The organism is Subsaxibacter sp. CAU 1640 (assembly GCF_023156585.1).
GTDB lineage: Bacteria > Bacteroidota > Bacteroidia > Flavobacteriales > Flavobacteriaceae > JBPOFM01.
On the sequence record NZ_JALNMI010000004.1, the window covers coordinates 192729 to 206721 of the forward strand.

A 13993-nucleotide genomic window follows, 5' to 3' on the forward strand; every position below is an offset into this window, starting at 1 on the left:
TATAATTATAATGGATTTGCATTCATCTTTATCATCTTGCTTAACGACTGCCTAATGTAGCGTCTCTTCTTCTTTGGAACCAGCGAGATGTTAAAGGTTTCTTTCTTCTTTCCGCCTTTTCTGTCTTTTATGTATAAGTCCAAGGTTCTATACAGCAAAAAATTATTGAATTTAAAAGCTGCCAATCTATCCTTGTCAAACTCAACAATGTGTTCTCTGTAGTTGGCATATTCTGCCAATAACAATCCTCTGTTAATGACGATGACCTTTGAACCATCACTATCATACTCAAAATACCTTGAAACTCTGTGTACCAAGAAGAACACTGCGGCGAAAAATAGAATGATGATAGCAAACGTCAGTATCGGACTTGAGGTCAAATGCCTGAAAGAGCTGAATAGAATAGCAGATACTATAGCAAACACTACCAGTATGAAATATACCGACACTATCATATTTCTTACCTTGGAGTTGTTAGTTCTCATGTGCTTCTTCTACGATATCTAATTCTACTTTAAGGTTGTTGATAATGAAATCTTGACGGTCTGGGGTGTTTTTGCCCATATAGAATTCCAAAAGATTTTCGATAGACATATCCTTATCGAGCATCACTGGGTCGAGACGGATGTCTTCGCCAATGAAATTCTTGAACTCATCTGGTGAAATCTCGCCCAAACCTTTAAATCGGGTGATTTCGGGTTTTGGTTTTAATTTTTCGATGGCATTACGACGTTCTTCATCAGAATAACAATAAATCGTTTCTTTTTTGTTTCTGACCCTAAACAACGGCGTTTGCAAGATATACAAATGACCTTCCTTTATCAACTCTGGAAAGAATTGCAGGAAAAAGGTAATCAACAGCAAACGAATATGCATTCCATCCACATCGGCATCTGTAGCGATGACGATGTTGTTATATCTTAAATCTTCAATGGTTTCTTCGATATTCAGCGCAGCTTGCAAGAGATTGAATTCTTCATTCTCATACACAATCTTTTTGCTCATACCATAAGAGTTGAGAGGCTTTCCCCTCAAACTGAACACGGCTTGCGTATTCACATCCCTGGATTTTGTGATGCTACCTGAAGCCGAATCACCCTCTGTGATGAAAAGCGTGGTCTCTAGATTGCGTTCGTTTTTGGTATCACCAAAATGCACTCGGCAATCTCGTAGTTTCTTGTTGTGCAGACTGGCTTTCTTGGCTCTGTCTTTTGCGAGTTTACGAATACCTGACAACTCCTTACGTTCGTGTTCTGCTTGAATGATCTTACGTTGAATGCGTTCCGCAGTTTCTGGATTTTTATGAAGGTAGTTGTCGAGGTGTGTCTTTAGGAAATCGTTGATGTAGGTACGTACTGTTGGCAAGTCGCCTCCCATGTCGGTAGAGCCCAACTTTGTTTTGGTCTGGCTCTCGAAGACGGGTTCCATCACCTTAATGGAGACGGCAGACACGATTGATTTTCTAACATCGGCTGCATCGTAACTTTTTCCGTAGAACTCACGAAGGGTTTTTACCAAGGCTTCTCTGAACGCTGCCAAGTGCGTTCCTCCCTGGGTGGTGTTCTGTCCGTTGACGAAGGAATGATACTCTTCGCTATACTGTGTCTTGCTATGTGTGATGGCCACCTCGATATCATCACCACGTAAGTGAATGATAGGATACGCCATATCTGCTTCGGTGATGTTCTCTTGCAAAAGATCCTTCAATCCGTTTTCTGAATAGAACTTTTCGCCATTGAACATAATGGTAAGTCCTGGATTGAGGTACACGTAGTTTTTGAGCATACGCTCTACGTACTCATTCCTGAACTTATAATTCTTGAAAATGGTATCATCTGGTACAAACGAAACCTTCGTACCCTTGCGGCGTGTGGTATCGTCGAGGAGTTCTTCATTGGTGAGATTCCCAATATTGAATTCTGCGGAAGCGGACTTCCCATCTCTATTACTTTCGACACGGAAATAGCTGGAGAGTGCATTGACGGCCTTGGTTCCTACCCCATTCAATCCGACGGATTTCTTAAAGGCTTTGGAATCGTACTTACCACCTGTGTTCATCTTTGAGACGACATCTACCACTTTACCAAGTGGAATGCCACGTCCATAATCGCGCACAATGACTTTATTGCCCTGAATGCTGACCTCAATGGTCTTGCCGGCGCCCATCACATACTCATCGATAGAGTTGTCGAGGACTTCCTTCAACAAGATGTAAATACCATCATCTGCCGAGGAGCCATCGCCGAGTTTCCCGATGTACATACCGGGACGCATACGTATGTGCTCTTTCCAATCGAGCGAGCGTATGTTTTCTTCGGTATATTCGGTGTGTTGAGACATAAGTGGTGTGCGATTTTTAGCTAGGACGCTAATATAACATATAGGCTTAAAAGATAAAACCTGTGTGTGGGAAAGTAATTAACAATTGGATGTTAGCTATTAGCTGTTAGCCTTTAGCTTTTAGCTGCTGGCTGTATACCGTTAACTGTAAACTGTGAACTATAAATACTAGCTGCTTTTCGACTTAACCGCAAAATAGATGATGGGGATGATGATGACTGCGGCAGCGATGACGAGGGATGTGATGAGTACAAATTTGAAGACGTAGTAGAACAGTACGAATGCGATGATGGCTACGATGATGCCGATGATGAATCCTTTCATAGGGTGTGTTGGGTTAAATTGTTTGTATTAAAGGTAGGGATTTTTTGATGAAAGATGGACGATTTACGATGAATGATTAACTCTTATACTCCAATTAATGATGAATAATTACTCATTAATAATTGTTGATTTTTGATGGTGGTTTTTTGACCCTGTTTTTGGGGTGTTTTTGAGGTTTTACTGGGGTTGCGGAGCGTTTTTCTAGACTACAGAGTACAACTATTAGACTACAAAGTACAATTGTTAGACCATAGAGTACAACAATTAGATGACAGAGTACAACTGTTAGACTACAGAGTACAATTCCTTGACATAATAGTACAAGTGTTTGACATTAAAAAACTATTGTTTGGCAGAAAAGTACAGTTGCTTGGCAGAAAAGTACAGTTGCTTGGCAGAAAAGTATAATTGTTTGGCAGGAAAATACTATAGTTTGGCAGGAGAGCACTTTTGTTAGGGTGCGGAGTACTATTTGTTGGCAGGAGAAAATTGTTGTTTTATTCCAATCGTCTTGAATGTAATATTTGTTTTATCTATCATCTACGTTCATTTTTTGCTGGTCCAAAAAACGAACCAAAAAAGACCTTCCCAATCGAGAGGTATTTTTGCTCACTCGAGCAAAACCAGCATAACAAGGCTAAATTCGCTCCAAGGCTTCACGAATTTTTAACGCCTTGCTATGCCTATACTGCCGATTGGGGTTGCCGCCTGTGGCGGCATTGGGTTTTATGCTTTTAGCGCATCGCTTGTGTCTTTTAGCCTTTCAAGGTGTTTATAAGCATCTAACGGAAAGTCTATTCGCCATTTTTTGAAATAGCCCTCTACTCCATTTTCGTCGAGTATTTTTTTTGCGGAGTCATAGACATTAAAAATAAAACTCTTTAAAGTGGTTTCGCCTTTAAACATAGTTTCGTAGTCGTCAGTGCCTGCCTTATTCCAGGTTGTCCAATCGTCGTACCATCTTAATTCTAGTTCTATCGTATGGTTGTCAATTTTATGAATGACCAGTTGATGTTCGCCCGGTTCTGAAAAGAATGGGATAATGACTTTGCTATTGCTTGTTAACAGCGTAATTGCCGCCTGTAGGGTTGATGATAAACTGTCGTGCAAAAAGGATGCATCGAATTCTGTTTTGAAATCTCTAGCGGATAGGTGCGCCACTGCCCAGCCGTGGTCTTCTAATATGTATTGGAATTCGATTTTCATTGATGTTCTGAAAACCAATTTTCATCATATTCAGCGTTTGTTTGATATTCTTTATTTGTTCCGAAGTAGATAATGTCTTCGTGAAAAAAGAATAGAGCCCATTCTAGACTTTGGTCAAACACCGTTAAATCATCTGGGCCGCCATAAAATAGAGAATCCCAATACTTCACAACGAATTTCCATTTTGTTATCATTCCGATTTGATTATCCCACGACAAGTAGACTTCTTTGTCAAAAGGCAGCGCTCGGCGATATAACCACTTGGTTATCTCTTTTTCGTTACCGTTAAGAATATAAGTTTCATCAAAATTCCTAAAGAGACCAGCCTTAAATGGTAATTGGTCGTGAATGCCACAGTCATTTAAATAAGTAGCCAAAAATTTAGCTCCGTCTTCATCAAGCGGCTTTAACTCCGCAAGATGTTGTTCAGACAGCAAATCATAGTTTTCGTCCGTAAACCTCCAATTAAGGATGAATTCGTCCATAGGCATGATATGTTTATTTAATTCCTTGAATGTCATTTTTAATCTGTTTCAAAAACTTTAATTTCCAGCTACCAACCGAAGATAGGGAAATAATGTGGTATTTTTTTGATTGTTGAGGAGATTGCTTCGTCGTGCCTCCTCGCAATGACGAGGTCCCCGCTTTCGCGAGGATGAAAAAAAACCACAGACTCTTTCGAATCTGTGGTTTTTGAATTAAGGTTGGGATGCTTTTAGTCTTTGATGCGTCTGAACTTAAAGCGTGCTACCTGGTGATATAGCCTCCTGTAAACATATTCTTGCATGGTTGAAACATATTCTTGCATGGTCGCAACAAATGATGGTGTGGTTGCAACAAATTATGCCACGGTTGCAACAAATTATGGCTCGGTTGCAACAAAATATGGTTCGGTTGGAACAAATTATGACTCGGTTGCAACATATTCTTGCATGGTCGCAACAAATTATGCCATGGTCGCAACAAATTATGCCGCGGTTGCAACATATTCTTGCATGGTCGCAACAAATTATGGCATGGTTGCAACATATTCTTGCATGGTCGCAACACATTCTTACTCGGTAAAAACTAAATTGTGTCTAGCGTCCCCAAAAACAAACCCTCATTCCCCTTCAAACACCTTCAACAACTCCGGTATATAGTCCTTCCACTGTGGGTATTGGTCTCTGTTCGCCTCAAAAACCTTGATGGAAGCCTCCAGTTGCGGCAAGTAGATAAAATGTTCAGCCTCGGTATGATAGGTGCGCAATCGGTTCTCACGTTCGGTGTCCTGCTGCATCGCCGCAATGCGTATCTCCCCTAGCCGTACAAAACTCTCCACCACATATATGTACCAGTTGCCCACACCTTTCGAGGCCATTTTCTCTTTTAAGTCGTCGGTAAATAAATGCGAGGATTGCTCAATCCGTTCTCTATAAGCTTCCAAAGGCGCATTCACAAACGAATGGCTAAACTCGTGCACGGTCAAAAATGTAGCGGTGCGCTCAAAATCAAATCCGTAATGGTCATACGTATGTGTAGCATTCACAGGCACTTCCACATAAGGGCTCATCACTTCATACACGGTCTGCCCGCCATCTCGCGTCACCGTCGCACTGATGCCGCGTGCCTCGTTCTCTTCAATGGGCCAAATTTCCAGAGGGCTCACCAGCGCCACGTATTGCTTGCGTGTATCGCCATAATACCGCTCCATAGCATCCGTAAAATTGGGAGGAATCAAGGCTTGCAGCTCCTTAATAGCACCATTGTAAAAGGTAGAATGCATTTCAAAGAAGGTGCCCACCGCTTCTTCCTTGTAAAACTGATACAGCGTTTGAAGATACGCACTGATTTTAAGTTTGAGCGCCACTTTTTGTTCGTCCGTGAGTTGCAAATCCATCATCTCAAAATCTTCTGGCGCCTTGCCCGTACTGAATTCAGGAATTTGAAGTAAAATCGGCATCATAATGTCATTGCCATAGCCGTAACCCACCAGCGCATCGCTAAACTCCGCCGTATGTTTGGCAAAGGCTTCCGTTTTTTTATTCTGAAATTGTTCCAATGCCATCGCCACCATCGGTTGATAGGCTTTACAGGTATTGAGCTTGTAAGTTTCCCATTGTGTATTGGTCTTACGATAGGGCACCGCCAAAAGTTCCGCCAAAAAATAGGTTTCAGTATTCTGATGAAAGCCGACTTTAAACTTGGATTCAGTGATGTGCGCCGTTTTACAAGAGGTGAGCATTACCAAACTCAACAGAAGCGCCAAATGTTTTATCATAAGAAGTGGTTTACGGTACAGACTAACCAAAACAGCCTTTGTTACAGTTCATAACGACGATTAGTGCTTCAAATGAACGGTTTCACCCGTCTGCGCACTCTTGATGGCAGCATCCAAGATTTCCACCACCAGCATATTATTCTCAAGAGACGATAAATCAAACGGCTTTACCGTAATTTCTTTTCGGATGACCGCCGCAAAAAACGAAAACGGATCGTTATAAGGCTTGATACGTTCTTCTAATTTAAAAACCTCTTCAGAAAAACCATCGTACCCTTCAGAAATACGCAGTCGCATATCATTTCGGTTGTCAGCATAAATCACACCGTCGAGTCCATAGATTTCCATATCCTTCCTACCGATGGGCCAATCCCAAGATGCCTGTATAATCGCATTGGCCTTTGGATAGGTCAAGATAATTGTCGCATCATCATCCACCTTCGGATTGTTTTCTGGCTGTTGCTGTTGCGTCACAGCGGTGACAGTTAAAGGCTTTTCACCCTTCATCAACCAAGTCATTAAATTGATACCATAACAGCCGAAATCGGTAATAGCCCCTCCTCCATTCTGCACAGGATCGGTCAACCAATCCAAAAACTCTTTGTTCACGCCAATCTTTTTCGGGCCCTTATGACCATCATGAACTACCACCTTTCTAATCTCCCCAATGGAATCTTTTTGGACCAAATCATACGCCATATGATTTGTAGGATACCAGGTAGTTTCATAATTTGTCAATAAGTGAATATTGTGTTTCTTTGCCAAGGCTTGCATCTTTTTTGCGTGGTTGAGGCTTACTGCCAAAGGTTTTTCCACCATCACGTGAATGCCCAAAGGAGCAGCCTTTTCAACGACTGCCAGATGCTCATAAATACTTCCAAAGGCAGAAACCGCTTCGGGTTTGGTTTCCTTAATCATCTCATCCATTGTGTCATAAACCATCGTCATCGCAAATCCGTATTGGTCTGCATAGCGCTGCGCGAGCTCTTTATTAGTTTCTACAATACCCACAATTTTGATATCGCCCAATTTCTCACTACTAAAAATCCAATGCACGTGAGTGTGCGTCAAACCCACCACACCAATCTTAACTGGGTTTTGTTGGGCACGTATAGCAATTGTAAAATTTAAAAATAAACATACAGCTAGGATGAACTTTGACTTCATAGGGAAATTATTTGAAGATGTAAGATATGAATTTGGTGATGAAATTTGTTCAGTAAAGTTAATCCGCACAATTATACGTCATACCACCGTTGGTGATTTTGCACCTGGTTTTGCTTAATACCAATCGGGCTTTATCTGTTGTCACAGAGCCATCATCTGCCACACCGCGTTCAAAGTTTTGGTACTCACTGTTCTTTGTATCAGGCTTTCTGATGAATGTGCCTGGCCAGTCGTTACTAACATACCGCAAGCGAAGTAAGCCTTTATCTGAAACGAACACCTTTACCTCTATCCACTCGGTCAACACATCAGGATTGTAGCCTTCATTCTGCTGAAAAAGTGTGTTGTTTTCAATCTTAAAACGTGTATAAAAGTTTGGAATGGTAGGATAAAACCATTCGTCTTGAAGCCAAGTAAGATTTGCCACATCTTCGTTTTTCCAAACTTCATTTGGATATGCATCTGGCAATTCGACTGTATTCATATTGCTAAACCAGTCGCTGATGCCATCTACTACAGGCACAATAATGGGAAGTGCGCCGGCAACAATGCCCATAGCGGTTAAATAGCGTTTGGTAGAAGTTTTGAGGCCGTTAAATTTTGCTTTAAGAGCACTGAATGATTGCTTCATAGTTGGTCGTTTTTATGTTGAACAATCTGATGTCTAATGACATAAAAACAAATTTAAGCGATTTAGGAATGCAAAGTGCATTTGTAAATTACTTTTATAAAATGATTTAAGTCTTTTTTTCTGCCCTTGTCGTCAACTCCTTATTCCTAATCTTCAATAAAGACGCCACATATCCCTTTAGAAAAAGAATATTCACAAATTCGCCCAGCAATCCGTAAGGCGATTTAAAATGAAATTTATCAATCATCAAGGTGCCATCTTGAGTCTTTTCAAAAATGTGTTCGTGTTTGAACGATTCAAATGCACCAGAAACCATTTCGTCCACAAAATAATATGGTCTATTGAATTCTGTGATTTTTGAAGTCAGGCGTTGTGTAATGCCAAAATGCTTTGCTTCCCAAGTGACAGACTCGCCAAGCTCTATCAACCCAGAAGTTTTGCCTGCAATGGCTCTTTCGTGGGAATGTTTTAAGGATTCTTGATGAAAATCGATATCACGCGACAAATCAAAGCAGGTATTGATATCTGCATTAATGAGTGTTTGAAGCGTGATGAGTGGCATTTAATTAGTTTGTAAATCGCTTTACAAACTTAATGAATGCGATTGAAGATATGCCACTTCAAAGAGGAGTTTTATTCTCTGTCGTTGAATTTATATCCTTAAACAGAAGCATATCAAGTACCTTGGAAGACGCTCCGTTATAAAAGCCCGTCTCGTGAGTATACTCTTTTGGATTGTTAAACGTACCAAATAAGATATCGTAGATAGACACATCGGAATAGTTATAGGCGTGAATACCCTTGGCGTGATGAACAGCGTGCGCCTCGGGACGTTGTATAAAATAACCAAGCCATTGAGGTGTTTTAATATTACTATGCTGAAAAACTGCCAAAAAAGTTGTGGTAAGAATGATTAATGTTGAAGCCTCCGCAGAAAAACCTGCAACAACTACAAGACAAAGACTGCCCAAAAATGTGAAACCAATCATATCCATTGGACTAAAATAGAAAGTTCCATACGTGTCAACTCGCTCTGCACTATGATGCAGTTGATGGAAAATCCTCCAAAGAAAATTGCTTTTGTGCATACTGTAATGCCAAACAAAAACACCAAACTCATAAATCATCACACCAACAACTGCTCCCCAAAAAGTACCAAGGGATGACAAATTGAAAATTTGATATTTCGCCAAATAACCATCCCAAATTATTGGGAGATAAGATGACAAGAAAAAGAATAGAAAAAAAGCAAAGATTCCTTTAATCTTCCAATATTTAACCTTTGGAAGTTTCCTGGCAGGAAACAATGCTTCAATAAGCATCAAACCTCCATACAATGCAAAAACAATGTATGAAATAGGGTCAAAAATTAATTCAAAAGGAGTCGGGAGGTTGGCAAGTATAGATTCCATAATTGAAAGTTTTATTTAAACAGACTGAATGGTACAAATATAGAAATAAAATTTTATTTTATACCAACTGGTTTGTTTATTTTTTTAATCTTTGCAATATGCCTAAAGATGGACAACTTACTAAAGACAGAATATTAGCTGAATCTAGGTCACTAGTTCTAAAGAATGGGTTTGCAGCTACCAGTATTGACAATATCCTTGAAAAAACAGGTCTTACAAAGGGAGCATTTTTCTATCATTTTAAATCAAAGAGTGAATTGGCAAAAGCTTTGATTGAAGATTTTGCTGGAGAGGATATTTCGTATATGAACAAAGCTCTGGATAAAACTGCTACCATCAACGAAAAAGATGCCCTGGAGCGTTTGTTGCAATTTATACAGGAATTTATTGATATGATGGCTGATTTATCAGATCCGCCTCCTGGATGCTTGTATGCTTCCTATCTTAATGAAACCAACCAATTCGATGAAGATATCAGGAGTTATATAACTTCGACTATTTTGTTATGGAGACAAACATTAGAGCTTCTTATAGGCAATGTTTTGGAACAACGAAAAATGAGCATTGAAGTAGATTCAAAGTCATTGGCTGATATGCTGGTCGTTATTTTTGAAGGTTCTTATGTGGTTTCAAAAGCAGTGAATGAAGCAGATTTAACTGCCAAACAATTAACACACTTAAAAAACTACTATCAGCTTCTTTTTAAAGAAAAGAAATGAGGATGCTACGATATTATTAAACATTAAATAAGAAATGCATCACATCGCCATCCTTTACGATGTAGTTCTTACCTTCTACTCGCATTTTTCCGGCTTCTTTTACTTTGGCTTCACTGCCGTAAGATGAATAGTCCTCATAACCTATCACCTCTGCACGGATAAAACCTTTTTCAAAATCTGTGTGAATGACACCAGCAGCTTGTGGTGCAGTGGCGCCAACATCAACGGTCCAGGCACGTACTTCCTTAACACCAGCGGTGAAGTAAGTTTGCTGATTAAGTAACTTATAAGCCGCACGAATCAATTTTGAAGAGCCTGGTTCGTCTAGTCCAATATCTTGAAGGAACATTTGACGCTCTTCGTAATCTTCCAATTCGTTGATATCTGCTTCCGTACCTACAGCCAATACCAAAATTTCAGCATTTTCATCCTTTACAGCATCGCGAACTTTCTCCACATATGCATTGCCTGTCGCAGCCGAACCTTCGTCAACGTTACATACGTACATCACTGGTTTGTCTGTGATGAATTGGGCTGGTTTTACAAACTCTTCGTCATCTTCTTTAGAAAACTCCAAAGCACGCACTGATTTGCCTGCTTCCAATCCTGCTTTGATAGCCAATAGTACAGCCTCTTCTTTTTGAGCTTCTTTATTGCCTGTTTTTGCAGCACGTTTTACTTTCTCCAGTTTTTTATCAACTGTTTCCAAGTCTTTCAGCTGCAATTCCATATCGATGGTCTCTTTGTCTCGAATAGGATTCACACTACCATCTACGTGCACGATATTATCATTGTCGAAACAACGCAATACGTGCAAAATAGCATCTGTCTCACGGATATTTGCCAAGAATTGATTACCCAAACCTTCACCTTTGCTTGCTCCTTTTACCAAACCTGCAATGTCTACAATCTCCACAGTAGCAGGCACCACACGTTGCGGTTGCACCAACTCTTCCAAACGCACCAAACGAGGGTCTGGCACATTCACGATGCCAATGTTTGGCTCAATGGTACAAAATGGAAAGTTTGCACTTTGCGCTTTTGCGTTCGACAAACAGTTGAACAAGGTTGATTTTCCTACGTTTGGTAATCCTACTATTCCGGCTTTCATTTCTTTAAGATACTAGATGTTAGACACAAGACCCAAGATTTCTTTAGCTAGGATTTTGCGAGTGCAAATTTAGACAATTATCTCAATTAAAAGGCATAAAAAAATCCCGAGCTTTCTCGAGATTCATTTCTAATTTTTTACGGTATACTACGACCGAAAACTGAACACTATTCCTCCGGATGCATAAAGCGTTGTTTGCCCAATAACTCTTCTTCCGTTTCCACGTGATCATCATCTGGAACACAACAATCTACAGGGCATACAGCAGCACATTGAGGCTCTTCGTGGAAGCCTTTGCACTCTGTACATTTATCAGGAACAATGTAGTAAACTTCATCGCTCACAGGCTCTTGCGCCTCATCAGCATCTACTTCCTTACCATCAGGCAGTACAATGCGACCTCTTAAACTTGTTCCATCTTTATATCTCCAATCGTCTGCACCTTCATAGATTGCAGTGTTTGGGCATTCTGGCTCACAAGCACCGCAATTGATACATTCGTCTGTTATAATAATTGCCATAGCATATTCTTTTTCTAACTTTGCACAAAAGTAAAGCCAAAACCATTCATAACCAAATAGCGAATGCATTTACAACAAAGAATTAACGCTTTCAGTCAACTGGGAAATTTCTTGAGCCAATTTAACCGAGAACGTATCGAAAAAGATACTTCTGTAGCACATAATGATTTGTTTTTTGATGGTTTTCAACATCAGATGCAATTGGCCTATGAACACAATGGTTGGTTCACAAAAGAAAATGTATTGTTCGCTTTAGAAGGATGGGCTAATCTATTGACAGAAAGTAATCTTACGGAATGGTTATCAAAGTATGACTTTAACGATGTGTCATCGAAAAAAGTCGCGATTGTAATGGCTGGGAATATTCCGTTGGTTGGTTTTCACGACTTCTTGTGTGTATTGATTTCGGGCCATCACGTATTGGTGAAGCAATCATCAAACGATAAACACCTTCTCCCCTTTTTATGCAAATATTTGGAGCTGGTAGAACCTGATTTCAAAGGCAAGATGTCATTTACCGAAGAAAAGTTGACAGACTTTGATGCTGTTATTGCCACAGGAAGCGATAACACAGCACGATATTTTGAATATTACTTTAAAGGCAAACCATCCATCATCAGAAAAAATCGAAATTCTGTAGCTGTTCTAACAGGAAACGAAAGTGAGGAGCAATTGACAGCATTATCAGAAGACATCTTTAGATATTACGGTTTGGGCTGTAGAAATGTTTCCAAATTATTTGTTCCAAAAGAGTACAACTTTGAAAGTTTTTTTAAAGCGATGTATGACTGGAATCCTATCATCCATCAAACCAAATACGCCAATAACTACGATTACAACAAGGCGGTGTATTTGATGAGTGAATTTGATATGCTGGAGAATGGTTTTTTGATGATTAAAGAAGATAAGAGCTATGGTTCGCCCATTGCAACGGTTTTTTATGAATATTACGATAACCTAGATCATCTTAAGAAAAAACTTCACGATGATTCTGATCACATTCAATGTGTCGTTTCTGAAGGCATTTTGGATTCAGAAATCAGATTTGGCCAAACCCAACGACCGGAACTTTGGGATTATGCCGATAATGTTGATACTATAACGTTTTTGTTAAAAATATAGTTGATAAATTATCATATTCATAACATTAATTTCTTCAGAATTTAGCACCTTTGCAAGTGTTCAAAAAAACAACACTTTTCCATTTTAGTGAAAGCAAAAAACATTTTTTTCAATGAAAAAACACAATTTTAGTGCTGGTCCGAGTATTTTACCGCAAGAAGTTTTAAGAAAATCTGCCGAGGCAGTTATCGAGTTGGACAATTCAGGTTTGTCCTTATTGGAAATCTCCCACAGAAGCAAGGCTTTTGTTGACATTATGGAGAATGCTCGATCCTTGGCATTGGAACTTTTAGGTTTACAAGGTCAGGGCTATAAAGCATTATTTCTTCAAGGTGGTGCCAGTATGCAATTTGTGATGGTAGCATTGAATCTTTTGGAAAAAAGAGCTGGCTATTTAAATACAGGAACTTGGGCCGACAATGCCATAAAGGAAGCTAGAATTTTTGATGATGTGTATGAAGTAGCCTCTTCTAAAGAAGCTAACTATAATTACATTCCTAAAGGTTACGAAATTCCGGAAGACTATGATTATTTCCACTGTACCTCTAATAATACCATTTTCGGAACACAGATGAAATCCTTTCCGGATTCTCCAATTCCAATGGTGTGTGATATGAGTAGCGATATTTTTTCTCGTAATCTTGATTATTCAAAATTTGATTTGATTTATGCAGGCGCACAGAAAAATATGGGTCCTGCTGGGACAACATTAGTAGTTGTGAAGGAAGATATCTTAGGGAAAGTTTCTAGAAAAATTCCTTCAATCCTCGATTATAAAGTACACATCAGCAAAGGCAGTATGTTCAATACGCCACCTGTGTTTCCTATTTACGTGTCTATGTTGACAATGGAATGGTTGAAAAAGATGGGAGGTATTTCTGCTATCGAAAAAATAAATGACCAAAAAGCACGATTGATTTATTCTGAAATTGATTTGAATCCATTGTTTGAAGGCTTTACAGTAAAAGAAGATCGTTCTACTATGAACGCTACATTCAATTTGGTAAATGACAACCTTAAAGAAACTTTTGACACAATGTTGAAAGAAGCAGATATCAGTGGTTTGAATGGTCACAGAAGCGTTGGAGGTTACAGAGCGTCAATGTACAACGCCTTGCCTTTGGATAGCGTAAAAGCATTGGTAGAGGTTATGAGCGAATTGGAAACAAAAGCATAAACT

At 39.6% G+C, this 13993-nt stretch carries 16 protein-coding genes; 4 read left to right on the forward strand and 12 right to left on the reverse strand.

The window, feature by feature from the left end; all coding sequences use genetic code 11:
- Positions 1-5: 5 nt before the first annotated feature.
- From M0G43_RS10750 to M0G43_RS10770, 5 genes are all read right to left on the reverse strand, one after another.
- A complete protein-coding gene (locus M0G43_RS10750; RefSeq protein WP_248026269.1) occupies positions 6-485 on the reverse strand; it encodes a hypothetical protein in 480 nt (159 codons plus the stop codon).
- Positions 475-2340: a DNA topoisomerase IV subunit B gene (locus M0G43_RS10755; protein WP_248026272.1), complete on the reverse strand. Its 1866-nt coding sequence runs from the start codon at positions 2338-2340 to the stop codon at positions 475-477. The genes M0G43_RS10750 and M0G43_RS10755 overlap by 11 nt, the downstream gene beginning before the upstream one ends.
- Before the next feature lie 168 nt (positions 2341-2508).
- A complete protein-coding gene (locus M0G43_RS10760) occupies positions 2509-2664 on the reverse strand; it encodes a hypothetical protein (protein ID WP_248026275.1) in 156 nt (51 codons plus the stop codon).
- A gap of 726 nt (positions 2665-3390) precedes the next feature.
- Positions 3391-3870: a hypothetical protein gene (locus M0G43_RS10765; RefSeq protein WP_248026287.1), complete on the reverse strand. Its 480-nt coding sequence runs from the start codon at positions 3868-3870 to the stop codon at positions 3391-3393.
- A complete protein-coding gene (locus tag M0G43_RS10770) occupies positions 3867-4355 on the reverse strand; it encodes a hypothetical protein (RefSeq protein WP_248026289.1) in 489 nt (162 codons plus the stop codon). The genes M0G43_RS10765 and M0G43_RS10770 overlap by 4 nt, the downstream gene beginning before the upstream one ends.
- 304 nt (positions 4356-4659) lie before the next feature.
- On the opposite strand from M0G43_RS10770, the gene M0G43_RS10775 reads away from it, so the two are divergent.
- On the forward strand, positions 4660-4935 hold the full coding sequence (locus M0G43_RS10775; RefSeq protein WP_248026294.1) for a hypothetical protein: 276 nt from the start codon (positions 4660-4662) through the stop codon (positions 4933-4935).
- Between the two features lie 37 nt (positions 4936-4972).
- Here M0G43_RS10775 and M0G43_RS10780 read toward each other — a convergent pair whose 3' ends face one another.
- The 5 genes from M0G43_RS10780 to M0G43_RS10800 form a co-directional block, all read right to left on the reverse strand.
- The gene (locus tag M0G43_RS10780) at positions 4973-6130 is read right to left on the reverse strand and encodes a DUF4932 domain-containing protein (RefSeq protein ID WP_248026296.1); all 1158 of its coding nucleotides are present in this window, start codon (positions 6128-6130) and stop codon (positions 4973-4975) included.
- A gap of 60 nt (positions 6131-6190) precedes the next feature.
- Positions 6191-7297: a Gfo/Idh/MocA family protein gene (locus M0G43_RS10785; protein ID WP_248026299.1), complete on the reverse strand. Its 1107-nt coding sequence runs from the start codon at positions 7295-7297 to the stop codon at positions 6191-6193.
- 58 nt (positions 7298-7355) lie between these two features.
- Positions 7356-7928, reverse strand: coding sequence for a hypothetical protein (locus M0G43_RS10790; protein ID WP_248026302.1), 573 nt, complete (start codon positions 7926-7928; stop codon positions 7356-7358).
- Between the two features lie 106 nt (positions 7929-8034).
- Entirely contained in the window at positions 8035-8490 is a 456-nt protein-coding gene (locus tag M0G43_RS10795) for an SRPBCC family protein (RefSeq protein ID WP_248026304.1), read from the reverse strand.
- A 58-nt stretch (positions 8491-8548) separates the two neighbouring features.
- Positions 8549-9340 carry a sterol desaturase family protein gene (locus M0G43_RS10800; RefSeq protein ID WP_248026310.1) on the reverse strand — a complete coding sequence of 264 codons (792 nt, stop codon included), beginning with the start codon at positions 9338-9340 and terminating at the stop codon, positions 8549-8551.
- Positions 9341-9438: 98 nt separating this feature from the next.
- Here M0G43_RS10800 and M0G43_RS10805 point away from each other — a divergent pair, with 98 nt between their 5' ends.
- The gene (locus M0G43_RS10805; protein ID WP_248026312.1) at positions 9439-10059 is read left to right on the forward strand and encodes a TetR/AcrR family transcriptional regulator; all 621 of its coding nucleotides are present in this window, start codon (positions 9439-9441) and stop codon (positions 10057-10059) included.
- A gap of 16 nt (positions 10060-10075) precedes the next feature.
- Here M0G43_RS10805 and ychF read toward each other — a convergent pair whose 3' ends face one another.
- Both ychF and M0G43_RS10815 read right to left on the reverse strand, forming a co-directional pair.
- Positions 10076-11170 (reverse strand): redox-regulated ATPase YchF, encoded by a 1095-nt coding sequence (gene ychF / locus M0G43_RS10810; protein ID WP_248026321.1) that lies wholly within the window; start codon positions 11168-11170, stop codon positions 10076-10078.
- Between the two features lie 167 nt (positions 11171-11337).
- Entirely contained in the window at positions 11338-11691 is a 354-nt protein-coding gene (locus M0G43_RS10815; protein WP_248026323.1) for a 4Fe-4S dicluster domain-containing protein, read from the reverse strand.
- A 63-nt stretch (positions 11692-11754) separates the two neighbouring features.
- Here M0G43_RS10815 and M0G43_RS10820 point away from each other — a divergent pair, with 63 nt between their 5' ends.
- Complete coding sequence (locus M0G43_RS10820; RefSeq protein ID WP_248026326.1) at positions 11755-12813, forward strand: acyl-CoA reductase; 1059 nt, start codon at positions 11755-11757, stop codon at positions 12811-12813.
- A 112-nt stretch (positions 12814-12925) separates the two neighbouring features.
- On the forward strand, positions 12926-13990 hold the full coding sequence (gene serC / locus M0G43_RS10825) for a 3-phosphoserine/phosphohydroxythreonine transaminase (protein ID WP_248026329.1): 1065 nt from the start codon (positions 12926-12928) through the stop codon (positions 13988-13990).
- Positions 13991-13993: the final 3 nt, after the last annotated feature.